Here is a 25,570-nt window from a genome sequence, read left to right on the forward strand (position 1 = left end):
CAACGTCGACCGGGCCGCGCCCGGTGTCGAATCAGCCGGTACGCAGGCCGTCGAGCAGCACACGGTCACCCGTGACGTCGAGGGTCTCGAAGCTCACCCGTCCCCAGAGCGCCAGCAGCAGATCGCTCGCGGTGCCGCTGACCTGCGCGCGGGCGTGGTGATCGTCGTGGTCGAAGATGGTCGCCGTGTCGAGCAGCGCCACCCCCTCGCCGCGCAACCGCAGATACCACTCCTGATCCGCGTCCGTCGCCGCGAGCTGCACCACCCCGTGCCAGTCGCCCTTCACCTGCCGCCGGCCGGCCGGCAACCAGGTGTCCAGCACCTCGCTCACCCCGTCGGCGGCGAGCTTGGCCTCGACCGGTTCACCGGCGGCGATGGCGAGCTGGGCGTCCCAGCGGTGCACCGCCGTCTCGTGCGCCATCCGGCGCGGCCAGAAGCCGGCCTTCTTCGGCTGCGGTGCCCAGTTCCACGCCGGCGCCTCCGGGTCGAGCCCGTCGAAGAGGGTCATCAGCTGGTCGTACCCCTGCTGCCAGAGCTGGAGCGCGCTCAGCCCGGAGGGCGGCGCCACGGACGTGTCCCGGCGGGCCGGCACCTCGTTCTTCCCGGAGCCGGCGAAGGAATAAACCCAGTGGTAGATGCCCGCGAGGTGCAGGGTGAGATCATTGACTGTCCAGCCCGGACAGGACAGCACGGGTGTCTCGGGCGGCGCCTCGGCGACCGCCGCGGCGAACGCTGGGCCCTCGGCCCGCAGTGCCCCGATCCAGAAGTCCTTGCTGCCCTGCAATCTGCTCATCGCCATCCTCCCGGGGGTGCCGGACCACCAGTGGGTGCCACGGCTGCCCATCAGCCTAAGGTGAAAGACGTGTCAGACGCCTCCGCCCAGCCGACAACCGAAGTCGATCGTGCCATTCCGGGTCCACTGGCCGGCTACACCACGCTACGGATGGGCGGGCCGGCCGGGCGGATCGTGGCCGCGACCAGCGCCGACGAGATCATCCAGGCGGTCCAGGTCGCGGACGAGCCGATCCTCGTCCTGGCCGGCGGCAGCAACGTGGTGATCGGCGACGCCGGCTTCCCCGGCACTGTCGTGCTGGTGCGCTCGGGTGGCCTGCGGGTCCTCACCGAGGACGCCGGGTCGGTCACCGTACGCGTCGAGGCCGGCGAGCCGTGGGACGACCTGGTCGCCGCGACCATCGGAAACGGCTGGGCCGGCCTGGAGTGCCTATCCGGCATCCCCGGCTCCACCGGCGCCACCCCGATCCAGAACGTCGGCGCGTACGGCCAGGAGGTCGCCGAGACGATCACCGGCGTCGAGGTGTACGACCGGCTCGACGGCACCCGTCGGGTCGTCCCCGCGGCCGAATGCGGGTTCGCCTACCGGGGCAGCATCTTCAAGTACCAGGACCGCTGGGTGGTGCTCTCGGTCGACTTCCGGCTCACCCGCTCGCCGCTGTCCGGCCCGGTGCGCTACGCCGAGCTGGCCCGGGCGCTCGGAGTCGAGGTGGGCGAGCGGGTGCCACTGGCCGACGCGCGGGCTGCGGTGCTGCGGCTGCGCGCCGGCAAGGGCATGGTGCTCGACGCCGCCGATCCCGACACCCGCTCGGTCGGCTCCTTCTTCACCAACCCGGTGCTCGACCGGGCGACGTACGAGCAGCTCCTGGAACGCTCCACCGACCTGGGCGAGCCCCCGTCCTGGCCCGGGGCGGACGGCCTGGTCAAGGTGAGCGCGGCCTGGCTGATCGACAAGGCCGGCTTCACCAAGGGCCACCCCGGCGAGGGTGGGGTGGCCATCTCCAGCAAGCACACCCTGGCCCTGACCAACCGCAGCGGCACCGCCAGCACCAGCGACCTGCTGGCTCTCGCCGGCACCATCCGCGACACCGTGCACAACCGCCTCGGCGTAACCCTGCACCCCGAGCCGGTCCTGATCAACTGCGCCCTGTAACCCCCCACCCTCCACACCGCTCCGCGATCTTGCAGTTTCTGTCGTGGCATAACGGATGTAATCGGGCAAAACGGCGACCGAAAGTGCAAGATCGCGAGGTCAGGGGTGCGTGCGCGGGAGGGGCCAGGAGAGGGTCAGCTCGCCGTGCCGCCAGCGGTGCGGGCCGTCGCGCACGGGCCAGCCGTCGTCCCGCAGCCTGCCCACGGCCCGCAACCAGCGCTGGCGGGGGCCGAAGGTGGCGTACGGGGCTGCGGCCTGCCAGGCGTCGTCCAGGGCCCGGATCAGGTCGTGCACCGCCTCACCCGGGACGTTGCGGTGGATCAGCGCCTTGGGCAGCCGCTCGGCCAACTCGGCGGGACTCCCCAGCGTGGTGAGCTTCGCGGCCAGGGTCAACGTCCGCGGCCCGTCCGCGTCGACCAGCAGCCAGCTCGCCAGCCGGCCCAGCTCGTCGCAGGTGCCCTCGACGAGCGCCCCACCCGGAGCGAGCGCTGCGGTCATCGTGCGCCAGGCGTCGCCCACCTCGCTCTCGTCGTACTGGCGCAGGACGTTGAACGCGCGGACCAGCACCGGCCGGAGCCCGGCCAACTCGAAACCACCCCGGGCGAAGGTCAGGCCCGGCGGGTCGGCGGCCGGGGTCGCGGCGGCCACCCGCGCCGGGTCGATCTCCAGCCCGACCAGGCGTACGTCCCGACGGACCCCGGCGGCCAGCCGGGCCCGCAACTCCACGGCGGTCACCGGCGTGGCGCCGTACCCGAGGTCCACCACCAGCGGATCGACCGCCGCCCGCAGCCGGTCGGCGCAGGTAGCGACGATCCAGTTGTCCACCCGGCGCAGCCGGTTCGGGTTGGTCGTGCCCCGGGTGACCACGCCGAGCGGCCGGCGTCGTGGAGCCCCGCTCATGGGTCCGGTCCCCGACTCAGGAGACCCGGTGCACCTTGTGCTGCGCCGCCTGCGCCCGCGGCCGGACCACCAGCCGGTCGATGTTGACGTGCTCGGGGCGGGTGGCGCACCAGGCGATGCAGTCGGCGACGTCCTCGGCGACCAGCGGCCCCGGCACCCCGGCGTAGACGGCGGCCGCCCGCTCGGCGTCGCCCTCGAAGCGGACCAGCCCGAACTCCTCGGTCTTCACCATTCCGGGGTCGATCTCGATGACCCGCAGCGGCCTGCCGCACAGCTCCAGGCGGAGCGTGCCGGCGATGGCGGTCTGCGCGTGCTTCGCCGCGGTGTAGCCGCCGCCGCCCTCGTACACGGTCAGGCCGGCGGTGGAGGAGACCACCACGATGGTGCCGGAACCGGACGCCTCCAGCGCCGGCAGCAGCGCCTGGGTGACCCGCAGGGTGCCGAGCACGTTCACGTCGTACATCCACTGCCAGTCGGCTACCGAGCCGGACTCCACCGGGTCCAGCCCGCGCGCTCCGCCTGCGTTGTTCACCAGGAGGGTGACCGGCCCGGGCGCACCGGCGGCGGCCTCGGCCAACCCGGCCACCGACTCGTCCGAGGTGACGTCGCAGGTCACCGCGGTGGCCTGCCCGCCGGCGGCGGTGATGTCGGCGACCAGGCCGGCGAGCCGTTCGGCGCGGCGGGCGGCGGCGAGCACGTGGAAACCCTCGGCGGCGAGCCGGCGGGCGGTGGCTGCTCCGATCCCGCTGGACGCTCCGGTGACGATGGCGACAGAGGTCATCTCGTCATTGTCGCCCCGGTCGTCCGAAGCCCTGCGATCGGGCGCGGGGCTCCGTCGCGCGGGCCGCCGGTTGATGAGGTCCGTCACCCCGGCCGGCCGCGCCGACGCATTTCCGTAGCCCGATGGGGAAGATGACATCCGGCGTACAGGTTGACCGAGAAGCGCCGGTCGTGCGAGACGGCATTAACCGTGACTGAAGGAGCGGACGTGGCGGAACTGCACACCGGTGTCGGTCGTCAGCGAGGTGCCCGACCGTGGCCCCGGCCCCGCCGCATCGCCACCCTGTCGGTGCACACCTCTCCGCTGCACCAGCCCGGCACGGGCGACGCCGGCGGGATGAACGTCTACATCCTGGAGGTCGCCCGGCGGCTCGCCGAGGCCGACGTCGAGGTGGAGATCTTCACCCGGGCCACCTCGGGTGATCTCCCCCCGGTGGTCGAGATGGCCCCCGGCGTGCAGGTCCGGCACATCACCTCCGGTCCCCTGGAAGGGCTGACCAAGGAGGAACTGCCCGGCCAGCTCTGCGCCTTCACCGCCGGGGTGCTGCGCGCCGAGGCGTCCCGCCCACCCGGGCACTACGACCTGATCCACTCCCACTACTGGTTGTCGGGGCAGGTCGGTTGGCTGGCCAAGGAGCGCTGGGGAGTGCCGCTCGTGCACACCGCGCACACCCTGGCGAAGGTCAAGAACGCCCAGCTCGCCGCCGACGACCGACCGGAACCGAAGGCTCGGGTGATCGGCGAGGAGCAGGTCGTCGCCGAGGCCGACCGGCTGGTCGCCAACACCAGGGTTGAGGCCCGCGACCTCGTCGAGCGGTACGACGCCGCCCCCGACCAGGTTTCCGTCGTACAGCCGGGCGTCGACCTGGCCCGGTTCCGGCCCGCGTCGGGCGACCGGTTCGTGGCCGCCCGCGCCGCCCGCCGCCGGCTGGGTCTGCCGGTCGACGGGTACGTGGTGGCCTTCGTCGGTCGGATCCAACCACTCAAGGCGCCGGACGTGCTCATCCGCGCGATCGCCGCATTGCGTCAGCGTGATCCGGTCCTGGCCGACGAGGTGACAGTGGTGATCTGCGGCGGGCCCAGCGGCAGTGGGCTGGACCGGCCGACCGCCCTGATCGAGTTGGCCGCGACGCTCGGAGTCGCCGACCGGGTCCGTTTCCTGCCGCCGCGCACCGGCGACGACCTGCCGGCCCTGTACCGGGCCGCCGATCTGGTCGCGGTGCCGTCGCACAACGAATCCTTCGGGCTCGTCGCCCTGGAGGCGCAGGCCTGCGGTACGCCGGTGCTGGCCGCCGCCGTCGGCGGGTTGGTCACGGCCGTGCGCGACCACGCCAGTGGGGTGCTCATCGACGGGCACGACCCGGTGGACTGGGCCCGCGCCCTGGGCCGCCTCCTGCCGGACCGTGCCCTGCGGGCCAGGCTGTCCCGCGGCGCCGCGCAGCACGCCCGGCACTTCTCCTGGGACCGCACGGTCTCGGGCCTGCTCGACGTCTACGGCGAGGCGATCGCCGCCCGCCGGGCCCGCCTCGCCGCCGACCTGGCCGCGGATCCCGCCCTCTCCTGCTCCTGGTGACCAGGGGTCCGGCCGCCCGGCCGGTGGTAACCGCACGCCGGTCGGGGTGTCCGCCGGCTCGTCGTCATCCGGCGCGTGGGCCGGGGCGGTCGTAGAGTGGGTCCGGTGAGCCCGAAGAGCGATCTTGCGACTCTGATCGAGTCGGTCTGTGCCGAACGTGACCTGGCCTGGGAGTCGACCGGGCCCGGCTCGTACGCGGTCACCCTGCCGGGCACCCACAAGCTCAAGACGATCTGCAACCTGATCGTCGGTGAGCACGCCCTGCGGATCGAGGCGTTCGTCATGCGCCAGCCCGACGAGCGGCGCGAGGAGCTGTGGGCCTGGCTGTTGCAGCGCAACGCCCGGATGTACGGGGTCTCCTTCTCCACCGACGCGGTCGGCGACGTGTACCTGACCGGGCGGGTCAACCCGGCCGGCGTGGACGCCGACGAGCTGGACCGGCTGCTCGGTTCGGTGCTCACCTACTCCGACGAGTCCTTCGACACGATGCTGGAGATCGGCTTCGGCAGCTCGATCCGGCGCGAGTACGAGTGGCGGGTCAAGCGCGGTGAGTCGACCGCGAACCTGGCCGCCTTCGCCCACCTCTTCGAGCCGTCCGGCGCGGGTCCCGACACCGACCCCGCCTGACGGCCGACCCCGCGTCGCTCCACCCGCTCCACCGGGGCCGACCGGCGCTGCGTCCCCCGGTGACCGGCTTGCGGCCGGGGTCCGACCGCTTCGGTTCGAGCCGGTTCGTCGCTGGAGGTTCGGACTGCTCCTGACGGGTATGCCGCACCGCGCGGTGCGGCAGAGGGACCCCCGCGCGCCGATGACGGAGTGTCGAGGAGCGGAGCGTTTCATGGCTCAGCGGAACAGCTCAGGTCGCGGCGGGACTGCGACCAGGACCAAACGGCAGGCCGGCAACCAGAGCCCGGCTACTCCCGGGGTCTCCGAGTCGGAGATCTCCCGGATGCGGGTGGACGACATCCGCGGGCAGTTGCGCAAACGCGGGGTCTCTGGGATCTCCGCGTTGCGCAAGCCTGACCTGGTGAAACAGTTGGTGCGCTCGATGCGTTCCGACGCCGGTGGGGCGGGACGACGCAGCACCGGACCGGCAGGTCGGGCCGCCGGCACCAGGGCGTCGGCCGGTCGGGCCGCCGCGACGAAGAAGTCGGCGTCGCGGGCCGCACCGAGTCGCGCGAAGGCGGCGCCCGCGAACAAGAGCGCTCCCGCGAAGCGGGCCGCGGCGAAGAAGACGACAGCGGCGAAGAGGACGAGCGCCGCGAAGAAGACGACGGCTGCGAAGCGGACCAGCGCCGCGAGCAGGTCGACCGCGGCGAAGCGGACGACCAGCGCACGGACGTCGACGGCGGCCCGTAAGACGGCCGCGGCGAAGAAGACGACAGCGGCCAGGTCGACCGCCGCACGCAGGACGTCGACGACCGCGCGTACCGCGCCAGCGCGAAAGGCGCCCGCGAAGAAGGCGCCGTCGCGACCGGCCGCCAAGCGGGCCACTGCGAAGGCCGCGCCGGCGAAGCGGGCGGCACCGGCCAAGCGGGCCACGGCGAAGCGGGCGGCGCCGGCGAAGCGGGCCACGGCCAGCCGACCGTCGGCCGGTGGCACGACGGCCGGTGGGATCCGGACCGGACGGGGCAGCGGACGGTCGGTCCGCAGCTCGCAGGTGATCTCGTCGACGGCCGACCGGCCGGAGCGGCCGGGGCGGAGCCTGATCACCGCGAATCACGAGGTGATCCGACGTTGGGCGATGGAGCGCGGCGCGAAGCCGGCGACCATCGCGGGCACCGAGCGGGACGGTCGGGCCGGAGTGTTGACCTTCAACATCCCCGGATACCGGGAAAGTAGCCGGATTCGCGAGATCACCTGGGATGACTGGTTCTACACGTTCGATCTGCGCCGGCTCAACCTGATCTATCAGGAGCAGATGCGTGACGGCCGGCAGAGCAACTTCTTCCGGACGGAGTCACCCGATCGTGAGGACGGCTGAGGTGTTTGCGGGAATGCCCGACGGGTACCCGGCTGTTGCCAGAGACCGAGGCGCGAGCTGGGGATACTCGTCAGTTGTGACCGGCGAGACAGCCCATCTGGGTTGAATCCAGAATCCGGCCGAACTAGCTTTATTGCACCGCGCCACGCTTGGAAACGTTCGGGGGAGCGGCGGATCGATCAGATCCGCGCACCAGGCGAGGTGCGAGGGGACGGGTGGATCAACCGTTGGGGGACGGTGCCCACCTGTTTGGACCGGCGGCGCGAGCGGGCGATGCTTACGGGGGTGAGTGTTGCCCGCCGCCGCCGGCCCCACCGGCGAGCGCCCACCGTGACCTTCGGGTCATGGTGGGCGCTTTGCCGTCGGATGGTCAGCCGGTCTGGACGCGGTCCCCGCGCGGCGCCGGCTCCCGGTCGGCGGCCCGGCGCAACGCGTCGACGTGCCGGTCGCGGGGCGGCCCGGCCAGCAGGTGCCCCAGCGCGGCCAGCAGGCCCAGCCCGCCCACGATCAGCCAGTGCCGGTCGCCGAGGTGCTGCAAGCTCACCCCGCCCAGTGTGGGTGCGACGAACGCCGCGGCCGGGAACGTCAGGTAGAAGACCGACTGGTACCGCGCGCGCAGCTGCGGTGGTGCCAGGTCCGCGTTGATCTGCGCGTTGGGCGGCGCGGCGAGCATCGAACCGACCGTCCAGACCACCGCCGCGCCGAGGTAGACGCCCAGGCCGTCGGCGACGGTGAGCACACCGAAGCCGACCGCCAGCAGGGCCGTGGAGACGGCCAGTACGACGTCCTTGCGGTGCCTGTCGATCAGTCGGGGCACGAACAGTTGCCCCAGCACGATCAGCGCGCCCCCGAGTGCCACCACCACCCCGTACGCGGACGGTCCCAGACCGTCGGCGCGCATCGCCAGCGGCATGATCGTCGAGGTCTGCAGGGTGAGGACGGCCAGCACGAAGGTGAGCCCGACGAAGATCAGGAAGTTCCGGTCGGTGAGCGCGGTGTGCAGCCCCTGTCGACGCGAGCGGCCGACCCCCTGCTGGTCAGCGGGTGGGAGGGGCGCGGCCGGGCCGGCCCGGCGCAGGGTCTCCGGCACCTTCCAGGCGATGACGGCGGCAGCGGTCAGCGTGGCGCCGGCGTCGACCAGGAACAGCGCGGTGAAGCTCGCCTCGGCAAGCACCCCGGCGAGCAGCGACGCGACGGCCATGCCCAGGTTGAACGCCCAGAACTGGAGGTTGAACGCGCGTGAGCGGCGCTGCGCGGGCACCACGTCGACGATCGCCGCCACGAAGGCGGGGCTGGGCATCGAGTGCACCACGCCGACCAGCGCGGAGAGCGCCGCGATCAGCAGCAGGGGCCGGCTGAAGGCCAGTGCCACCATCAGGGCGGCGGTGGCCAGGTGGGCGGCGAGCAGGGTGGCCCGGCGACCCCACCGGTCGGCCAGTACCCCGCCGAGCAGCGCGCCGGCCGCCCCGCCGGCCCCGTACGCCCCGACCACGGTGCCGGCCACCGATTCGCTGGCTCCCCGGGCGGCGGTGAGGTAGAGCGACAGGAAGAGCATGGCGAACGCGCCGGCACGGTTGATCAGCAATCCCGCCCAGAGGTACCAGAAGGTGGCGGGTAGGCCGCCCGCGGTGTCGTGCCACCAGCGCCGCAGGGCGTGCATCCGACCTCCCGACAGTTCAGTTTCTTAACCGTTTCTCCTGGACGGTAGGAAGTCGGGCCGGGTTGCGCCAGTCGGTTTCCTGATCATGAGCCGTTCGTCTCAGCGGTCACACCGGGCTCAGGCTGTCGCCTCGGCGTTCGCGCAGGGGCTCAGGCTGTCGCCTCGGCGGGCTGCGCCGTTGCGGCGCGGGTGCCGACCGGCGTGGACGCTTCGGCGGCGTGGCGTAGCGCGACGGCACGCCGCTCCCGGGCGGGACCGGACGCGAGGTGGGCCACCGCCGTCAGCACGCCGATCACGGCGCAGCCGAACCAGAGCGCGGCGTTGCCGACGTGCTCGCGCACCAGGCCGCCGAGGATCGGCGCGCTCGCCCCGGCGATCTGCCAGGAGAGCCCGAACACGCCCTGGTAGCGACCGCGCAGCTCGGCCGGGGAGAGCTCGGCGATCAGCGTGGAGTTGGAGGGCGAGTTCAGCATCTCGCCGACCGTCCAGATCAGCACCGTCAGCCCGTAGAACCAGGCGCTGCCGGCGAACGCGGTCAGTCCGAACCCGACACCCATCACCACGGCGGCGAGGGCGAGCACCTGCGAACGGTTCCGACCCCGGATCAGTCGGGGCACGAAGAGTTGGCCGACGACGATGAGCAGGCCGTTGAGCGCGATCACCGAGCCGTAGGTGGCCGGGCTCAGGCCGGAGTCCCCCATGGCGATCGGCAGCATCGAGATGTGCTGGAGGAAGACCATCGCGGCGAACAGGTTCAGAGCCACGAAGCCGAGGTAGACCCGGTCGCTGAGGATGGTGCGCAGCGCGCCGCGCGGGGCCGTGGTCGCCGCGACGGTGAATCCGCCGTGGCGCGTCTCCGGCACCCGGACGAAGATGATCAGCGCGGTGATCAGCATCGTGCCCGCGTCGACCACGAACAGCAGCAGGTAGTCGGCCTGAGCGGCGAGACCGGCGAGGATGGCGGCGCAGGCGAAGCCCAGGTTGATGGCCCAGTAGTTGAGCGAGAAGGCGCGCAGGCGGTCCTTGGCCGGCACCACGTCGATCATCATGGCGCCGAACGCCGGCCGGGCCGCCTCGGCGAACATGCCCAGCAGCAGCGCACCCAGCGCCACCGCCCAGAGGTCACGGGCCAGCCCGAGGGCGAGCATCATGGCCGCCGCGCCGACATGCGCGGTGAGCAGCGTCGGTCGGCGACCCCACCGGTCGGCCAGGGTGCCGCCGGCGGTGGTGCCGACCGCGCCGCCGACACCCCACAGGCCGAGCACCAGGCCGGCCTGGGAGGGGGAGAAGCCGCGTTCCTGGGTCAGGTAGATGGCGAGGAAGACGAGGACGAACGAGCCGAGCCGGTTGATCAGGGTGCCCGACCACAGGTACCAGAAGGTGGCCGGCAGGCCGCCGGTGGTGTCCCGGAACCAGCTCCGCATCGTCCGCACGTGGTGCCCCCGCTTGCAAGTAATGACCGATGTGACTACAGCGCCTTACAACCCTAGTGGCGGCCGGATTCGCAGGTCATCCGCTTTTTCACGTGGTGGTCGTCACGACGGGTGCCCGCGTGTCCGGTACGGGGTTGAGGCAGGATGATCGGCATGACTGCGAGCGAGGGGCCCACCGTCGGGACGCTGGTCCTGCTGCGGCACGGCGAAAGTGACTGGAACGCCAAGAACCTCTTCACCGGCTGGGTGGACGTCGACCTGACCGAGAAGGGCGAGGGCGAGGCGCGGCGCGGCGGCGAGCTGCTGCGCGAGCACAGCCTGCTGCCGGACGTCGTGCACACCAGCGTGATGCGCCGGGCGATCCGCACCGCCGAGTTGGCGCTGAACGCCGCCGACCGGCACTGGATCGCGGTGCGCCGGTCGTGGCGGCTCAACGAGCGGCACTACGGCGCCCTACAGGGCAAGAACAAGAAGCAGACCCTTGACGAGTACGGCGAGGAGCAGTTCATGCTCTGGCGCCGCTCGTACGACACGCCGCCGCCGCCGATCGCGGACGACGACGAGTGGTCGCAGGTGGGCGACCCGCGCTACGCGCTGCTGCCGACCGAGCTGATGCCGCGTACCGAGTGCCTCAAGGACGTCGTCGAGCGGATGCTGCCCTACTGGTACGACTCGATCGTGCCGGACATCCTGGCCGGCCGGACGGTGCTGGTGGCGGCGCACGGCAACTCGCTGCGCGCCCTGGTCAAGCACCTCGACCAGATCTCCGACGAGGCGATCGCCAAGCTGAACATCCCGACCGGCATCCCGCTGCGCTACGACCTCGACCCGCAGCTGCGCCCGCTCACCCTGGGCGGCACCTACCTCGACCCGACGGCAGCGAAGGAAGCCGCCGCCGCGGTCGCCAACCAGGGCCGCTGAGCACAGGAAAAGGGGCCCCCGCGCGGTGCGGGGGCCCCTTTTCGTGTACGTCAGCTGGCGGCCGGGCTGTTCTCCCCCGTGATCAGGTAGATCACGTGCTCGCCGGCGTTCACCGCGTGGTCGGCGAAACGCTCGTAGAAGCGGCCCAGCAGGGTGGCGTCGATGGCGGTCTCCACCCCGTACGGCCAGTCGTCGCCGAGCAGCACCGAGAACAGGCTCTTGTGCAGCTCGTCCATGGCGTCGTCGTCCCGGTCCAACTCGCCGGCCAGGTCGACGTCGGGCTTGGCCAGCACCGAACCGATCTTCACCGCCATCCGGTCGGCGATGTCGGCCATCTCGGTGAAGATCGACCGCAGCTCGGCAGGTACGGCGGGCGAGGGGTGCCGCCGCAGCGCCGTCTTCGCCACGTGGTCGGCCAGGTCGCCCATCCGCTCCAGGTCGGCCGCCACGTGCAGCGCGGTGATCATGGCACGCAGGTCGGAGGCGACCGGCGCCTGCCGGGCGAGCAGGTCACACACCCGCTCCTCGACGTGCCGGTAGAGGTCGTCGATCTCGGCGTCCCGCTCGATGACCGTCTCGGCGGCCTGCCGGTCGGCGGTGAGCAGGGCCCGGGTGGCCTGGCGCATGGCAGCGCGGACGCCCTCCGCCATGTCCACCAGCAGTTGGCTGACGATCTGGAGGTCGGCCCGGAACTCGTCGCGCATCATCACGTCCTGTGGTCGGTCGCCGCCGGCGGGTGCCGGCGCAGGGGTTGAGCAGGTGCGACGCCAACGGTAGGGCGGCTGAACGGATCCCGGATGAACGACGGTGAACGACGCCAGACGTGGGGGTGAACACTTTCCGAAGTGCGGGTGGTTCGTCCCGTTCTGTGTGGTAGCCAGGTTAACAATGACCCTACGATCGCCGGGTGGAGTGGGCGGTGGCGGTCGTGGTGGCCGTGGCGTTGGCGACCGGACTGGTCGTCGGCCTCCTGCTGCCCCGGTTCCTGCCGGCGCGCGGTCGCTCCACGTCGACGGGCAGCGCGAGCTCCCGCTGGAGCAGGGGGAGGCCCGCGATAGCCGACGAGCAGCAGGCCGGGCTCGGCCGCCGGACGATCGATTCGCTCCGGGCCGGTGTCGTGGTACTGGACGACGACGACGTCCCCGTGCTGATCAACCCGGCCGCCCGTGCGATGGGTCTGCTGCGTACCGGCAGCACCCCGGGCTCGATCGCCGCGCACCCGTTGATCCGTACGCTCGCCGGCCAGGTGCGGCGCACCGGCGTGCGGCGCGAGATCGAGCTGGACCTGCCGCGGGGTCGCGACAGCGCGGGGGAGAACCCGCTGGGCGTGCACCTGCGGGCCATGGGCCTCGGGAACGGCTTCATCGCCGTGGAGGCGGTCGACGTGACCGAGTCGCACCGGCTGACCCGGGTCCGACGTGACTTCGTGGCGAACGTGAGCCACGAGCTCAAGACCCCGATCGGCGCGCTCCAACTGCTCGCCGAGGCGCTGCTGGACGCCACCGAGCCGGCCGACGCCGCGGTGCCCGACCTCTCCGAGGATCTGGTCGCCGCCCGCCGGTTCGCCGAACGGATCCAGCACGAGTCGACCCGGCTGGGCCGGCTGGTGCAGGAGTTGCTGGAGCTGACCCGGCTGCAGGGCGCCGAACCGCAGCCGCCACCGGAGCCCGTCGCGCTCGACTGGGTGATCGCCGAGGTGGTCGACCGCACCCGCACCACGGCTTCCGCCCGGGGGGTCGAGGTGACTGTCGACGGCGAGCGGGGTCTCACCGCGTACGGCAGCGACAGTCAGCTCGCCACGGCGGTGGCGAACCTGGTGGAGAACGCCATCAACTACTCGGGCGAGGACACCACGGTGCGGGTCACCCTCCGCGGTGACGGCGAACATGTCGAGGTCGCGGTCGCTGACCAGGGCATCGGCATCGCCCCGACGGACGTGGACCGGATCTTCGAGCGGTTCTACCGGGCCGACCAGGCCCGCTCGCGTTCGACAGGTGGCACCGGGCTCGGCCTGGCCATCGTGAAACACATCGCGAGCAACCATGGCGGTCGGGTGGAGGTGTCGAGCACTCTTGGGGGTGGATCGACGTTCACCCTACGGTTGCCCGCCAGTCCACCTGACGACCTGCTGGCGACACTGCCGCCGGTTGGGATCGAGGCCGGTCCGGCCGAGCTACGGCAGGTCTGACAGCAATGGAAAGGAAATCCCCGTTGAGCCGCGTTCTGGTGGTCGAGGACGAGGAGTCGTTCTCCGACGCCCTGTCGTACATGCTCCGTAAGGAGGGCTTCGAGGTTTCGGTCGCCGCGACCGGTACCGATGCCCTCACCGAGTTCGACCGAACCGGCGCCGACATCGTGCTGCTCGACCTGATGTTGCCCGAGATGTCGGGGACCGAGGTGTGCCGGCAGCTCCGGCAGCGCTCGGCCGTGCCGATCATCATGGTCACCGCGCGGGACAGCGAGATCGACAAGGTGGTCGGCCTGGAGATCGGCGCCGACGACTACGTCACCAAGCCGTACTCTCCCCGGGAGCTGGTCGCGCGGATCCGCGCGGTGCTGCGCCGGCAGAGCCCGGAGGTGGCCGAGGCGGGCGCCCCGACGCTGGCCGCCGGCCCGGTCCGGATGGACATCGAGCGGCACGTGGTGACCGTCGAGGGCGGGGCCGTGCAGCTGCCGCTCAAGGAGTTCGAGTTGCTGGAGCTGCTGCTGCGCAACGCGGGCCGGGTGCTGACCCGCGGTCAGCTCATCGACCGGGTCTGGGGCGCCGACTACGTGGGCGACACCAAGACGCTTGACGTGCACGTCAAGCGGCTGCGCTCCAAGATCGAGCCGGAGCCGTCGGCGCCGCGCTTCATCGTCACGGTGCGGGGCCTGGGGTACAAGTTCGAGCCGTGATCGGCCGACCCGAAGGGGGTCCACGCTCGGCGTGGGCCCCCTTCGGCCGGTCCGGGTCCGCTCAGCGGACGATCTTGATGTTGAAGTTGGCGGTGTTGAGCCGGCCGTAGAGCCGCAACCACAGCGGCATGAGCATCTCGGTGCCCCGGGCGGTGGAGAGGTCGCCGAGGTCGATCACGTCGGTGTGGCCGAAGCTGACGAGCAGCCCGGTGACGATCCGCTTGGCCTCCGCGTCGTCGCCGGAGACGAAGACCGTGTGCGCGCCGTCGGCGAGCTGGCGCGGGCGCACCATCAGCTCGGCGGTCAGCGTGTTGAGCGACTTGACCACCCTGGCCTGCGGGAACTCCCGCTGGATCTGCTCGGCGAGGGAGTCGGTGTCCTGCACGGTCAGGGTGGGTGGGAAGCCCGCGCTGAAGTCGAGCGGGTTGGCGATGTCGAGCAGGACCTTGCCGGCGAGGTTCGCCGCGCCGGCCGCGGTGAGCGCCGGCAGGGAGCCGCTGCCACTGGTGGCGTTGACCACCAGTTCGGCGTCCGCGGCCGCATCCGCGTGGGTCGCCAGGCCCACCTCGGGGTGCTCGGCGGTCCAGGCGGCGTAGTCGCCGGCCAGGGTGGTCGCGACGTCGCGGGTGCCGATGGTGACCTGGTGGCCCAGCTCCGCCGCGCGGGCGCTGATGGTCCTGCCGACCGAGCCGGTGCCGAGAACTGCTATGCGCATGTCGATCGATCCTCCACTCGGGCGCGGTGGCCTCGCGCCGACTGCCGGTAGGCTAACAGACAGGTCTGTCTACTGCTGCCCCTCGGGAGGCGACAGGGCAGGTGTCTCTCATTGCCTGTAGAGCTGCCCCAGAAATGGGGCGGCCGGGCGCGGCCGAACGTGGGCTGGGCGGGGGGCCGGGCGCGGCCGGGCGCGGGCCGAACGTGGGCTGGGCGGGGGCCGGACGCGGGCTGGGCGAGGGCCGGACGCGAGGCCGGGCGCGGGGGCGAACGCGGCGCGGCACCGGTGGCTCACTCCGACGGCTCCTCCCATTGGCGCCGCCCCGCACATGGGGCAGCTCGACAGGAGTCGACGACACCACCGGGCCCTGCCGCGGGACGACGTGCGGCAGCAGACGGAGCTGTCTGTAGAATCGGCCGTCACCAGCACGTCGAGGGAGTGCCGATGCCTGCCCACCGCACGCCGGCCGGCTCGGCCCGGGACCGGATCCTGGAGACCGCGTTCCGGCTCTTCTACGCCCATGGTCCGCGCGGTGTGGGGGTGGACACGGTCATCGCCGAGTCGGGCGTGGCGAAGGCGACGCTCTACAAGCACTTCCCGCGCAAGGACGACCTGGTGCTGGCGTACCTCGACCGCGTCGACCAGGCGTGGTTCGGTGCGCTGCGCGCCGCCGCCCGGGATGCCGGCGACGAGCCGCGCGACCAGTTGGTCGGGATGTTCGACGCGCTCGCCAGCGCCTGCCGGCGGGACGGCTACCACGGTTGCGCGTTCATCAACACGGCCGCCGAGTCGCCGGCCGGCGGCCCGGTGCACGCCCGGACGGTCGAGCACAAGACGGTGGTCCGGGCCTGGGTGACGGAGCTGGCCCGGCAGGCCGGCGCGGCCGAGCCGGACCTGCTCGCCCGGCAGCTCACCCTGCTGCTCGACGGCGGGCTCGCCAGTGGTGTGCTGGACGGCGACCCGGCGATCGCCGACGCGGCCCGCCGCAGCGCCCGCACCCTCGTCGACGCGGCACTGCGCTGACGGGCGCTCAGCTCAGAACAGCTTGCGCAGCGCCGTCGCGATGTCGGCCACCTCGGTCAGGCGGCTCTCCGCCACGCTGATGACCAGGTCGTACGCGATGTCCTGGTCGGTCTCGTCGAGCTGGGCGATGGTGACGGCGCGGTTCTGGAGCAGGAAGGCGATCGTCACGATCCAACTGATCCGCTTGTTGCCGTCCACGAACGGATGGTTGTTGGCCAGCGAGTGCAGCAGCGCCGCCGCCTTGGTCCACAGGTCGGGGTAGGCGTCCTCGCCGAACACACTGGTCTTCGGTCGAGCCACCGCCGACTCCACCAGGCCGGCGTCCCTGATCCCGACACCGAGCTTGCGGGCGATGGCGGCCACGTCGGCGAGGGTGGGATAGCGGACCGTCATCACTCCGCCAGGCGGGCGAGCAGTGTGGCGTGACGTTCAATGATCTCGTCGGCCAGGTCGCCGAACTCCTTGGCGTTCCGCCGTGCGAGGTAGTCGTCGATGGCGGTTACCACGACGGCGTGCATGGATCGGGCTTCCTCGTCCGCGACAAGACGAAGTCGACGTTCGCGTTCGTCGTCCAGCCGGAGGGTCATCGCCATGCTCAGATGGTAGCAAGTGTGCTACCAAGATCGGCTAGAGATTGTCGGCGGGGTGCGGGGCGACCAGGCCCTGCTGCACCCGGGCCGCGCACAGCTCGGCCAGCCGCTCGTACGCGGCCGCGCCGATCAGCGCGGTCAGCTCCGGCCCGTACGACAGGTACATCGGCTCGGCGCCCACGTGGGCGTCCGTCGAGGAGGTGCACCACCAGTCCAGATCGTGCCCGCCGGCGCCCCAGCCGCGCCTGTCGAACTCGGACAGCGTGGAGACCAGCACCTTGGAGTTGTCGGGTCGCTTGACCCAGTCCTGGTCCCGCCGGATCGGCAGCTGCCAGCAGACGTCCGGCTTGTATTCCAGCGGGTGCACCCCGTCGCGCAGCGCCTGGGCGTGCAGCGCGCACCCTCCACCGCCGGCGAAGTCGGCGTCGTTGAGGAAGACGCACGGCCCGTCGGCGCCCTGGGTGGCGGTGCGGCGGGCCGGGTTCTTGCCGTCGATCGTGTCCTCGTCGGTCCAGTTCTTGAAACCGCGCCGGTAGTGCTGCCAGGTCGACGAGGTGAGCTGTTTGACGGCGTTGCGGACACGCTTCTCGTCGTCCGAGTCGGTGAAGAACGCCCCGTGCGAGCAGCAGCCGTCGGCGGACCGACCGGCGATGATGCCGTGGCAACCGCGACCGAAGATGCAGGTCCAGCGGGAGAGCAGCCAGGTCAGGTCGGCCCGGATCAGGTGGGTCTCGTCGGCCGGGTCGGCGAACTCGATCCACTCCCGGGGAAAGTCCAGCGGCACCTCGCGGCTGCGCGGGTCGCCCGGGTCGTCCACCAGCACGCGGAGCTCCATCGTCACCCGGACCAGCGTACGCGCGGTGCCGTCCGTGGGCCGACGAGCCGCACGAACGTGTTGCACCTAGGGTCTTCACCATGCGACTGGGTGTCCTCGACGTCGGATCCAACACGGTGCACCTGCTGGTGGTCGACGCGCACCACGGCGCGCACCCCTGGCCGGCGCACTCGGAGAAGGTCGTCCTGCGTCTCGCCGAGCAGATCGGCCCGGACGGCGCGTTGACCGAGGCCGGCTCGGACAGCCTGGTCAAGGCGGTCGGCATGGCCAAGGCGGCGGCCACCGGGTTGGAGGCGGACGACCTGATCGCGTTCGCCACGTCCGCCGTCCGCGACGCCACCAACGCGGCCGACGTGCTCGCCCGGGTCCGCGACGAGACAGGCGTACGCCTGGAGGTGCTCTCCGGCGCGGACGAGGCGCGGATGACGTTCCTGGCGGTGCGGCGCTGGTTCGGCTGGTCGGCGGGGCGTCTGCTGGTGCTCGACATCGGTGGCGGCTCCCTGGAGATCGCCGCCGGGATCGACGAGGACCCGGACGTCGCGATCTCGCTGCCGCTCGGCGCCGGCCGGCTGACCCGGGAGCGGCTGCGGGTCGACCCGGACAGCACGACGCCGCCGTCCGCCGAGACCGTCGACAAGCTGCGGGAGTACGTGGACGGGCGGCTGGACAAGGTCGTCGACCAGCTGACCGAGGTGGGCTGGGGTCGGGCGGTGGCCACCTCGAAGACGTTCCGCACCCTGGCCCGACTGGCCGGCGCGGCGCCGTCCGGGGCCGGGCTCTGGACGCGGCGCAGCCTGACCCGTGGCGGTCTGCGGCAGGTCATCGGCTTCATCCGGCACATTCCACCGACCCAGTTGATGGAGCTGGAGGGGGTCAGCGCCGGTCGGGCCCACCAGTTGCTGGCGGGCGCGGTGGTCGCCGAGGCGGTGATGCGCCGGCTCGACCTGGACACGCTGGACATCTGCCCGTGGGCCCTGCGGGAGGGGGTCATCCTCCGTCGACTCGATCAACTGGAGCCGATCTGACCAGGGCGCCGGGTTACGAGTGGTTTGCCAGTGCTCGTCCTGATGGCCCCGCGACAGCCGGGCTACGCTGGCTGATGTGACTTCCCGCGTTCCGGTGCTCCTGTCCAGCTCGTCGGTCTTCCCCGAGCCGACCGCGGCGGCGTTCCAACTGGCCGCGGCGCTCGGCTACGACGGCGTCGAGGTGATGGTCTGGACCGACGTCGTCAGCCAGGACGCGGGCGCGCTGCGCGGCCTGTCGGCGCACTACGACGTGCCGGTGCTGTCGGTGCACGCGCCCTGCCTGCTGGTCACCCAGCGGGTGTGGAGCCCCGACCCGTGGCAGCGACTGCGCCGGGCCGCCGAGCTGGCCGAGACGCTGGGAGCGCCGACGGTGGTGGTGCACCCGCCGTTCTCCTGGCAGCGGGACTACGCGCGCAACTTCGCCGAGGGGCTGGCCACTGTCGCGGACCGGTTCAACGGCCTGCGCTTCGCGGTGGAGAACATGTACCCGGTGCGGATGGCGGGTCGGCAGTTCGTCCCGTACGTCCCCGGGTGGGATCCCACCGACACCGGCTACCCGTCGTACACGCTGGATCTGTCGCACTGCGCGGCCTCGCACAGCGACCCGCTGGAGATGGCCGACCGGATGGGCGCGGGCCTGGCCCACGTGCACCTCGGCGACGGCACCGGCGAGGGCCGCGACGAGCATCTGGTGCCCGGGCGCGGCACCCAGCCCTGCGGGGAACTGCTCTCCTCGCTGGCGGCGCGGGGCTTCACCGGCTCGGTGGCCGTCGAGGTGGCGACCCGGGGCGCGAAGAGCCGCGCGGTGCGCGAGGCGGACCTGCGCGCCGCGCTGGAGTTCGCCCGCCAGCACCTGCCCGCCCAGTCACCTGTCGACGTCTGACCCCGGCGGGGCCCGGCGTCAGCTGACCGGGGTCAGCGACTCGGTGGTCGAGGTCGGCTGCGGGGCGACCGGCAGCTGCTCACCGATGGCGGCCCGCTTGCGGGCCCGGTGTGCCGCCACGTGCGAGCGGGTGGCGCAGCGCTCCGAGCAGAACCGCCGGCAGCAGTTGGACGACGTGTCCAGGTAGACGTTGCCGCACCGCTCGTCGGCGCACACCCCGAAGCGGGCGCTGCCGTACTCGCAGAGCCAGACCGACAGCCCCCAGACCGCGCCGGCCAGGTATTCGGCGCTGACCGATGCGCCCCGGCTGGTCACGTGCATGTGCCAGTCGCTGGAGTCGTGCCCGGAGATGCGCGGCTGGACCGGGAACGCCTCGAGCAGCGCGTTCAGCTCGGTCACCGCCTGGGCGTCGCGCCCCGAGGTGCCGTACTCGAAGACGTCGCGGAGCCGCTTCTGCGCCCGCCGGAAGATCGCGACGTCACGATCGGCGACCTCGTCGCGCATCCAGGCGTTGTCGTCGGGGAAGAGAGCCCGCAGGTCGTCGAGGTCGTCCAGGCGGGCGTTGACCAGGTCAACGCCGGTCCGGGCGTACGCGTCGAAGTTCACGCCCCCAACGGTAGACGACTCACGGGGTGCGCGCCGCGTCGATGTAGTGCGGCAGGAACCGCGCGTAACCGTCGGTGATCAGACTCGCGCTCTCCCGGACGCCCACCCCGGCCGACTCGCCGTCGACGATCCAGCTGCCCAGCACCACCCGATTGCCGGCGAACTGCGGCAGCGCCCGGAACTCCTGGTAGCACCAGCCCTCGTCGCCGTAGATCCCCGGATTGGTGATCTCCTCGGCGGCGGTCACGATGCGTACCGAGCCGCCCTCCCGGCCGAGCAGCGGCTTGGCCACGTACTCGGGCATGCCCCGCGGCGAGTCGAGGTACGCCGGGAGCAGGTACTCGTGGTCGGGGTACAACTCCCAGAGGATCGCGAGCAGCGCCTTGTTGGACAGGAGCAGCTTCCACGCCGGCTCGATCCAGGTGGTCGGGGTGCCCGGTGCCAGGGCGGGCGGCCCGTACGGCTCGGCCAGCATCCACTCCCAGGGGTAGAGCTTGAAGCAGGTGGTCACCGGGCGGTCGGCGGCGTCGACGAAGCGCCGGCCGTCCCAGCCGATCTCCTGGATGGGTTGCAGCTCGACGCTCAGGCCGGCCTGCCGGGCGGTCTCGGCGAGGTAGCCGGCCGTCATGTGGTCCTCGCCCGACTCCTCCTCGTTCGACCAGAGCACGTGCACCACTGGGTCGTGCAGCCCAGCGCCGATCTTGGCCCAGGCACCGACCAGTCGCTCGTGCAGGCTGTTCCACTGGTCCAGCTCGGGGCGGGTCTGCTCCAGCCAGTACCACTGGATGATGCTCGCCTCGACGAGCGCCGTAGGTGTGTCGGCGTTGTACTCCAGCATCTTCGGCGGCCAGGTGCCGTCGTACGCCAGGTCGAAGCGCCCGTAGAGGGTGGGTGGCGCCTCGCGCAGCGACCGGGCCACCGCGTCGGCCGCCCAGGCGGGAATGCCGAACTCGGCGTACCGGCGCTGCGCCACCACGTGCTCGGCGGCGGCCACCGACATCCGGTGCAGCTCCTCCGTGGCCTCCTCCAGCCGCAGCACCTCGTCGAGGTCGAAGGCGTACGCGGCGGTCTCGTCCCAGTACGACATGATCCCGCCGTCGGGCAGCTCGGTGTCGACGTAGACCAGCCCCTGCGCGCGGATGGTGGCGTCCCAGTCGGGCCGGGGTGGCACGGATTCGCGGCGCACGTCAGCCTCCGCAGGAGGCGAGGTGGGTGCCGAATCCGCCGCGCTCGGGCAGGGCGGCCGTCGTCGGCTCTCCGGCGGTCCGCCCCGCGGCGGGCGCGGTGACCCGCATCGCCAGCGCGACCGTGTCTCCGCCGCCGACCGGCCCGAGGGCGCAGTCGTCATCGTCGTCGTCCGAGGTCATGTTGCAGCCGGAGAGGGCGAGCGCGAGAGCGGTGAGCGCGCCGAGCTGCACGGAGGCCGACCGGAGTCGGCGGCGGGGGCGTTGGTCCACGGCATCGTTGTAGTCGATCGACGCCAGTACCGCAGCCCCGGCCGCCCCTCGGCGGGGGTCCTGGCAGGGGCGATACGCTCGGCTCATGCTCCGTTCCGTCATCCTCGCCGCCTCCCGGTCATCCCAGGTCGAGCGGCTCGTCGCGACCGCCCCGTACACCCGGGACGTCGTTCGCCGGTTCGTCGCCGGCGCCGCCACCGACGACGCGTTGCGCGCGACCCGCGGGCTCGTCGACGACGGTCTGGCCGTCACCCTCGACCATCTGGGCGAGGACACCGTCACCCCCGAGCAGGCCACGGCCACCCGGGACGAGTATCTGAAGCTGCTGAAGATGCTCTCCGGGGCCGGGCTGACGCCGGCCGCCGAGGTGAGCGTGAAGCTCTCCGCGCTCGGCCAGATGTTCGACGAGCAGTTGGCGTACGACAACGTGCGGGCCATCTGTGCGGCCGCCGACGCGGCGGGCACCACCGTCACCCTGGACATGGAGGACCACACCACCACCGACTCGACGTTGGAGGTGCTGGCCAAGCTGCGCAAGGACTTCCCGTCGACAGGCGCGGTGCTCCAGGCGTACCTGCGGCGGACCGAGTCGGACTGCCGGGAGTTGTCCTCCGCCGGGTCGCGGGTGCGTCTGTGCAAGGGCGCGTACCGGGAGCCGGAGTCGGTGGCGTACCAGTCGGCCCGCGAGGTGGACAAGTCCTACGTCCGCTGCCTCAACATCCTGATGTCCGGCGACGGCTACCCGATGCTGGCGACCCACGATCCGCGGATGATCGCGATCGGCGAGGACCGGGCACGCTGGTTCGACCGGGGGCCGGATCGCTTCGAGTTCCAGATGCTCTACGGCATCCGGCCCGAGGAGCAGGCCCGGCTGGCCGGCGAGGGCTACACGGTGCGCACCTACGTCCCGTACGGCGACGAGTGGTACGGCTACCTGATGCGTCGGCTCGCCGAGCGTCCGGCGAACCTGGTCTTCTTCGGCCGCGCCCTGGTCTCCAAGAAGTAGAAGCCGCTTGACGCGCTTGGCTAATTGCCTTAGCTTCAAGCTATGACAGTTAGCCAGGTGTGGCGGGACGGCGGACACATCGCGTACGAGGTGCACGGCGACGGCCCACTCGTCGTCCTCGCCCACGGCATGGGCGAGAACAGGGCGAGCTTCCGACACCTCGCGCCGCTGCTCGTGGCCGCCGGTCACCGGGTCGCCTCGGTCGACGTTCGCGGGCACGGGGAGTCCAGCGTCGGCTGGCCCACGTACGCCCCGGCGGAGGTCGGCGCCGACCTGCTGGCCGTCGTCCGTGACCTCGACGCCGGGCCGGCCGTGCTGGTCGGCAGCTCGTCCGCCGCCGCGGCGGTGGTCTTCGCCGCGACCGACGCGCCCGAGCTGGTCTCCGGCATCGTGCAGATCGGCGCGTTCGTCGGTCAGCCCAAACTCAACCCGCTGCTGCGGCTGGCGATGGGAGCCGTGCTGCGCAGTCCACGACTGTTCGGGATGTTCCACAACACGCTCTTCCCCGTGCACCGGCCGGCCGACGACGCGGCGTACCGCCGGTCGATGGTGGCCAACCTGCGCGAGCCCGGCCGGATGGCCGCGACCCGCGGTGTGATCGCGCCGGTCGAGCCGCACTGGACCGCCCGCGCGCCGCAGGTACGCCAACCGGTGCTGGTGCTGATGGGCGCGAAGGACCCGGACTTCCCCGACCCGGGGGCCGAGGCGAGGGCGGCCCGCCGGCTGTTCCGCGTCGCCGAGGCCCGGATGATCGAGGAGGCCGGGCACTACCCGCACGCCGACCGGCCGCGGGCCACCGCCGACGAGCTGGTGGGCTTCCTGGCGGTGTGTGCCGGTGCCTAGGGCCGGGCTCAACCAGCAGACAGTGGTGCGCGAGGCCGCCCGGCTGGCCGACGAGGTCGGCTACCACCAGCTCACCCTCGCCGCGCTCGCCAGCCGGCTCGGAGTCGCGCTGCCCAGCCTCTACAAGCACATCAAAGGGGCGGACGCGCTGAGCCAGAAGCTCGCCGCGCTGGCCAGCGCCGAGCTGGCCACCGAGCTGACCACGGCGGCCGCCGGCCGCTCGGGTGGGGACGCGCTGCGGGCGATGGCGGACGCCTACCGCGCGTACGCCCACCGGCACCCCGGGCGCTACCCCGCGACCCAGCGGGTGCCCGACCCGTCCGACCCGGACCACGTCGAGGCGGGCGAACGCGCGGTAGGCGCCATCTTCGCGGTGCTGCGCGGCTACGGACTCACCGGCGACGACGCGGTGGACGCGACCCGGGCGCTGCGCAGCGCCCTGCACGGTTTCGTCGCCCTGGAGGCCGCCGGTGGCTTCGGCCTGCCGCGCGAGGTCGACAGGTCGTACCACCAGTTGGTCGCCGGCCTGGACACCGCATTCCGCTCCTGGCCGGCTCGCGGAGCCTGACCCGGTCCGATCGGCCCGGGTCGGCCTCGCCCGATCCGCCCTTTGGTCGTACCCTTCGGCGGGTGACTGACGGGGTGCAGCAGCCAGCACCGCGGCGGCTCTGGCCGCTGTGGACCGTGCTCGTCGTGATGGTCCTGCTGCTGGGCTGCGGCCTTCCGGCGGCACTGGTCGTCGGCGCGGTCCGCGAGGCCGGCGGCCGGGCCACGATCAGCCGGGCCGGCGCCACAGCGACGGACGACCCGGCCACCGCCGTCGCCCGCGCTCTGTCCGACCGGATGACAGCGCAACTCCAGCGACAGTCCACGGCGCTGCTCGGCGGCGACCGGGCCGGCTTCCTCGCCGTCGCCGACCCCGCCGCGCATTCCGACCTGCGCCGTCGCTTCGCCGCGCTGCGCGCCCTGAAGGTGACCGTGTGGAGGGCCGAGCCGAGCGGCCTGCCCGTACCCGTCATCGGCAGGGCCGGCGAGTGGCGGCTGCTGGTGCGCTTCCAGTACTGCTTCGTCGCGCCCGGCTGCCGACCGAGCCCGGTGCTGATCGGCACCCGCTGGCGGGAGAACGGCGACCAGCCCCAACTGATCGCGCTGGAGGAGTCGAAGTCCGCCGAGACCGGCACCCGACCATGGGAGATCAGCGAGCTGGCCGTGGCGGTCGGCGCCCGGACCATCGTCGCCACCACGCCGGCGCTGCGCGGCAAACTGGCCGGCCTGCTGACCCAGGCGGAGGCCGCCGCCGCGGTCGCCGACACCTACGCGGTGACCGGCTCGCCGCCGGACCGCTACCGGATCTTCTACGCCGGTCGGACGGAGTGGCAGCGCTGGTACGGCGGCGGACGCCCACAGTGGACCGGCGGCTACGCGGTGACCGTGGGCGGCGGCCACCACGAGGTGGTGCTCAATGCCGACGGATTGACCAGCAGCGGCACCGACGACCTGCTCCGGCACGAGCTGACCCACGCTGCCTCGCTGCCGGAGCGCGGCTACCCGGGCAAGACGACCTGGTGGCTCGTCGAAGGGCTGGCCGAGTTCGCCGGCTCGGACGGCCAGGCGGTCGACAGGTACGAGGGGCTCGCCGAGGTGCGCAAGCTGGTCCGGGGCGGTTGGGACGGCCGGCTGGAGGGCGTCACGCCCGCCGACGACGCGCCCGCCGAACGGGTCGGCGGCAGCTACGGCGTCGGCTACCTCGCCGTCCGCCACCTCGTCGACAGGTTCGGACCGGAGCGGCTGCTCGCCTTCTTCAAGGCCGTGGTGCACGAGCGCAAGACCGCCGACGTCGCCGCCGAGCAGGCGTTCGGCGAGCAGTGGTCGACACTGCACGACGAGTGCGTTGCGTACGTCCGCGCGACCGCCGCCTGACCATCGCACCCGCGTCGCCGGTACCGATTCGCTGATCCAGCGAGTGTGCTCGGGACCTACCGAAGGGGTGTGGCGCATGCCCAACGCTGACGTTCTCGTTCACGAACTCCTGGACGAGGGGTTGGCTGACTGGGTCCCCCTGACCCGCATCACGGGCTACGCCCGGGAGGCGGTGGCTACTGACGGAGGCGACCATCGGGAGGTCGCGACCGCCCTCATCGCACGACTGATCGAGGAAGGGCTCATGGTCCCCGGCGACCTTGGGCCACAGTGGGTTCGAGGCATGGCCGGGGGCGCGGCATGAGCTTGTGCGCAGGGTCGTCGCCCAGTGTCAGCAGCTGGACGGGGATCCGCTCGGCGATGGCTGCTGGTGGGCCAACACCGACAAGGGGGACAGGCTGGCGCGAGCCTGACGAGCCCTACCGCCGCGTCGCCTTCGCCGGCCCGGATACAACGAGATCTTGGACAGTTTCCGTTAGCCGGGCGGGCTCAACCGGTGGTTGCAACACCGAGTAGCTGGGCCATTTTCTCACCGGGGGTGGCCCAGCCGAGGGTCATGCGGGGGCGGTCGTTGAG

Annotated in this window: 28 protein-coding genes; 15 read left to right on the plus strand and 13 right to left on the minus strand. The window is 72.2% G+C overall.

Features of this window, described 5'->3' with window-relative positions; translation table 11 throughout:
- Positions 1 to 31 precede the first annotated feature (31 nt).
- Positions 32 to 793 carry a maleylpyruvate isomerase family mycothiol-dependent enzyme gene (locus AB0B39_RS20275; RefSeq protein ID WP_234582337.1) on the minus strand — a complete coding sequence of 254 codons (762 nt, stop codon included), beginning with the start codon at positions 791 to 793 and terminating at the stop codon, positions 32 to 34.
- A 69-nt stretch (positions 794 to 862) separates the two neighbouring features.
- Here AB0B39_RS20275 and AB0B39_RS20280 point away from each other — a divergent pair, with 69 nt between their 5' ends.
- Positions 863 to 1,945, plus strand: a complete 1,083-nt coding sequence (locus AB0B39_RS20280; RefSeq protein ID WP_357575034.1) for a UDP-N-acetylmuramate dehydrogenase — start codon at positions 863 to 865, stop codon at positions 1,943 to 1,945.
- 99 nt (positions 1,946 to 2,044) lie between these two features.
- Here AB0B39_RS20280 and AB0B39_RS20285 read toward each other — a convergent pair whose 3' ends face one another.
- Positions 2,045 to 2,845, minus strand: coding sequence for a class I SAM-dependent methyltransferase (locus AB0B39_RS20285; RefSeq protein WP_357575035.1), 801 nt, complete (start codon positions 2,843 to 2,845; stop codon positions 2,045 to 2,047).
- A gap of 16 nt (positions 2,846 to 2,861) precedes the next feature.
- Positions 2,862 to 3,626, minus strand: coding sequence for an SDR family oxidoreductase (locus AB0B39_RS20290; RefSeq protein ID WP_234582339.1), 765 nt, complete (start codon positions 3,624 to 3,626; stop codon positions 2,862 to 2,864).
- Positions 3,627 to 3,833: 207 nt separating this feature from the next.
- Between AB0B39_RS20290 and mshA the strand changes: the two genes are divergently transcribed.
- The 3 genes from mshA to AB0B39_RS20305 all read left to right on the plus strand — a co-directional run bounded on the left by mshA (position 3,834) and on the right by AB0B39_RS20305 (position 7,182).
- Positions 3,834 to 5,198: a D-inositol-3-phosphate glycosyltransferase gene (mshA, locus tag AB0B39_RS20295; protein ID WP_234582340.1), complete on the plus strand. Its 1,365-nt coding sequence runs from the start codon at positions 3,834 to 3,836 to the stop codon at positions 5,196 to 5,198.
- Between the two features lie 105 nt (positions 5,199 to 5,303).
- Complete coding sequence (locus AB0B39_RS20300; RefSeq protein WP_357494716.1) at positions 5,304 to 5,825, plus strand: YbjN domain-containing protein; 522 nt, start codon at positions 5,304 to 5,306, stop codon at positions 5,823 to 5,825.
- A 322-nt stretch (positions 5,826 to 6,147) separates the two neighbouring features.
- Positions 6,148 to 7,182 (plus strand): hypothetical protein, encoded by a 1,035-nt coding sequence (locus AB0B39_RS20305; protein WP_357494971.1) that lies wholly within the window; start codon positions 6,148 to 6,150, stop codon positions 7,180 to 7,182.
- A 370-nt stretch (positions 7,183 to 7,552) separates the two neighbouring features.
- On the opposite strand, the gene AB0B39_RS20310 is transcribed toward AB0B39_RS20305, so the two are convergent.
- Together AB0B39_RS20310 and AB0B39_RS20315 are read right to left on the minus strand one after the other, a co-directional pair.
- The gene (locus tag AB0B39_RS20310) at positions 7,553 to 8,842 is read right to left on the minus strand and encodes an MFS transporter (protein WP_357494714.1); all 1,290 of its coding nucleotides are present in this window, start codon (positions 8,840 to 8,842) and stop codon (positions 7,553 to 7,555) included.
- Between the two features lie 149 nt (positions 8,843 to 8,991).
- On the minus strand, positions 8,992 to 10,275 hold the full coding sequence (locus AB0B39_RS20315) for an MFS transporter (RefSeq protein WP_357494712.1): 1,284 nt from the start codon (positions 10,273 to 10,275) through the stop codon (positions 8,992 to 8,994).
- Positions 10,276 to 10,428: 153 nt separating this feature from the next.
- On the opposite strand from AB0B39_RS20315, the gene AB0B39_RS20320 reads away from it, so the two are divergent.
- Positions 10,429 to 11,196, plus strand: a complete 768-nt coding sequence (locus AB0B39_RS20320) for a phosphoglyceromutase (protein ID WP_007465667.1) — start codon at positions 10,429 to 10,431, stop codon at positions 11,194 to 11,196.
- Positions 11,197 to 11,246: 50 nt separating this feature from the next.
- Here AB0B39_RS20320 and phoU read toward each other — a convergent pair whose 3' ends face one another.
- Positions 11,247 to 11,900, minus strand: coding sequence for a phosphate signaling complex protein PhoU (phoU, locus tag AB0B39_RS20325; protein WP_234582346.1), 654 nt, complete (start codon positions 11,898 to 11,900; stop codon positions 11,247 to 11,249).
- Positions 11,901 to 12,103: 203 nt separating this feature from the next.
- On the opposite strand from phoU, the gene AB0B39_RS20330 reads away from it, so the two are divergent.
- Positions 12,104 to 13,384 carry an ATP-binding protein gene (locus AB0B39_RS20330; RefSeq protein ID WP_234582347.1) on the plus strand — a complete coding sequence of 427 codons (1,281 nt, stop codon included), beginning with the start codon at positions 12,104 to 12,106 and terminating at the stop codon, positions 13,382 to 13,384.
- 23 nt (positions 13,385 to 13,407) lie between these two features.
- A complete protein-coding gene (locus AB0B39_RS20335) occupies positions 13,408 to 14,091 on the plus strand; it encodes a response regulator transcription factor (RefSeq protein ID WP_039906992.1) in 684 nt (227 codons plus the stop codon).
- Between the two features lie 61 nt (positions 14,092 to 14,152).
- Here the strand turns inward: AB0B39_RS20335 and AB0B39_RS20340 are convergent, their stop codons facing one another.
- Positions 14,153 to 14,806 (minus strand): NAD(P)-binding domain-containing protein, encoded by a 654-nt coding sequence (locus AB0B39_RS20340; protein WP_357575036.1) that lies wholly within the window; start codon positions 14,804 to 14,806, stop codon positions 14,153 to 14,155.
- A 444-nt stretch (positions 14,807 to 15,250) separates the two neighbouring features.
- Here AB0B39_RS20340 and AB0B39_RS20345 point away from each other — a divergent pair, with 444 nt between their 5' ends.
- Positions 15,251 to 15,829 (plus strand): TetR/AcrR family transcriptional regulator, encoded by a 579-nt coding sequence (locus AB0B39_RS20345; protein WP_357494705.1) that lies wholly within the window; start codon positions 15,251 to 15,253, stop codon positions 15,827 to 15,829.
- Positions 15,830 to 15,841: 12 nt separating this feature from the next.
- On the opposite strand, the gene AB0B39_RS20350 is transcribed toward AB0B39_RS20345, so the two are convergent.
- The 3 genes from AB0B39_RS20350 to AB0B39_RS20360 are packed head-to-tail and all read right to left on the minus strand — an operon-like array spanning position 15,842 to position 17,254.
- The gene (locus AB0B39_RS20350; RefSeq protein ID WP_357575037.1) at positions 15,842 to 16,222 is read right to left on the minus strand and encodes a type II toxin-antitoxin system death-on-curing family toxin; all 381 of its coding nucleotides are present in this window, start codon (positions 16,220 to 16,222) and stop codon (positions 15,842 to 15,844) included.
- On the minus strand, positions 16,222 to 16,422 hold the full coding sequence (locus tag AB0B39_RS20355) for a hypothetical protein (RefSeq protein ID WP_074314830.1): 201 nt from the start codon (positions 16,420 to 16,422) through the stop codon (positions 16,222 to 16,224). The genes AB0B39_RS20350 and AB0B39_RS20355 overlap by 1 nt, the downstream gene beginning before the upstream one ends.
- A 34-nt stretch (positions 16,423 to 16,456) precedes the next feature.
- The gene (locus AB0B39_RS20360) at positions 16,457 to 17,254 is read right to left on the minus strand and encodes a hypothetical protein (RefSeq protein ID WP_357575056.1); all 798 of its coding nucleotides are present in this window, start codon (positions 17,252 to 17,254) and stop codon (positions 16,457 to 16,459) included.
- Between the two features lie 80 nt (positions 17,255 to 17,334).
- Between AB0B39_RS20360 and AB0B39_RS20365 the strand changes: the two genes are divergently transcribed.
- Together AB0B39_RS20365 and AB0B39_RS20370 are read left to right on the plus strand one after the other, a co-directional pair.
- Positions 17,335 to 18,279 (plus strand): Ppx/GppA phosphatase family protein, encoded by a 945-nt coding sequence (locus AB0B39_RS20365; protein WP_357575038.1) that lies wholly within the window; start codon positions 17,335 to 17,337, stop codon positions 18,277 to 18,279.
- 76 nt (positions 18,280 to 18,355) lie between these two features.
- Positions 18,356 to 19,162 carry a sugar phosphate isomerase/epimerase gene (locus AB0B39_RS20370; protein WP_234582353.1) on the plus strand — a complete coding sequence of 269 codons (807 nt, stop codon included), beginning with the start codon at positions 18,356 to 18,358 and terminating at the stop codon, positions 19,160 to 19,162.
- An 18-nt stretch (positions 19,163 to 19,180) separates the two neighbouring features.
- On the opposite strand, the gene AB0B39_RS20375 is transcribed toward AB0B39_RS20370, so the two are convergent.
- From AB0B39_RS20375 to AB0B39_RS20385, 3 genes are read right to left on the minus strand one after another with little or no spacing between them, the layout of a single operon-like run.
- Positions 19,181 to 19,768 (minus strand): CGNR zinc finger domain-containing protein, encoded by a 588-nt coding sequence (locus tag AB0B39_RS20375; RefSeq protein ID WP_234582354.1) that lies wholly within the window; start codon positions 19,766 to 19,768, stop codon positions 19,181 to 19,183.
- Positions 19,769 to 19,787: 19 nt separating this feature from the next.
- Positions 19,788 to 20,954: a glutathionylspermidine synthase family protein gene (locus tag AB0B39_RS20380; RefSeq protein ID WP_357575039.1), complete on the minus strand. Its 1,167-nt coding sequence runs from the start codon at positions 20,952 to 20,954 to the stop codon at positions 19,788 to 19,790.
- A 1-nt stretch (position 20,955) separates the two neighbouring features.
- Positions 20,956 to 21,312 carry a hypothetical protein gene (locus tag AB0B39_RS20385; RefSeq protein WP_234582356.1) on the minus strand — a complete coding sequence of 119 codons (357 nt, stop codon included), beginning with the start codon at positions 21,310 to 21,312 and terminating at the stop codon, positions 20,956 to 20,958.
- On the opposite strand from AB0B39_RS20385, the gene AB0B39_RS20390 reads away from it, so the two are divergent.
- The 5 genes from AB0B39_RS20390 (at position 21,311) to AB0B39_RS20410 (ending at position 25,298) form a co-directional block, all read left to right on the plus strand.
- Entirely contained in the window at positions 21,311 to 22,231 is a 921-nt protein-coding gene (locus tag AB0B39_RS20390) for a proline dehydrogenase family protein (RefSeq protein ID WP_357575040.1), read from the plus strand. The genes AB0B39_RS20385 and AB0B39_RS20390 overlap by 2 nt on opposite strands.
- A 42-nt stretch (positions 22,232 to 22,273) precedes the next feature.
- Positions 22,274 to 23,074 (plus strand): alpha/beta hydrolase, encoded by an 801-nt coding sequence (locus AB0B39_RS20395; protein ID WP_357575041.1) that lies wholly within the window; start codon positions 22,274 to 22,276, stop codon positions 23,072 to 23,074.
- Positions 23,067 to 23,642, plus strand: coding sequence for a WHG domain-containing protein (locus AB0B39_RS20400; protein WP_357575042.1), 576 nt, complete (start codon positions 23,067 to 23,069; stop codon positions 23,640 to 23,642). The genes AB0B39_RS20395 and AB0B39_RS20400 overlap by 8 nt, the downstream gene beginning before the upstream one ends.
- Before the next feature lie 62 nt (positions 23,643 to 23,704).
- Positions 23,705 to 24,994: a hypothetical protein gene (locus AB0B39_RS20405; RefSeq protein WP_357575043.1), complete on the plus strand. Its 1,290-nt coding sequence runs from the start codon at positions 23,705 to 23,707 to the stop codon at positions 24,992 to 24,994.
- A 76-nt stretch (positions 24,995 to 25,070) separates the two neighbouring features.
- Positions 25,071 to 25,298 (plus strand): hypothetical protein, encoded by a 228-nt coding sequence (locus AB0B39_RS20410; protein ID WP_357575044.1) that lies wholly within the window; start codon positions 25,071 to 25,073, stop codon positions 25,296 to 25,298.
- The last annotated feature ends 272 nt before the right edge of the window (positions 25,299 to 25,570 follow it).

The organism is Micromonospora sp. NPDC049114 (assembly GCF_040648635.1).
Lineage (GTDB): Bacteria > Actinomycetota > Actinomycetes > Mycobacteriales > Micromonosporaceae > Micromonospora.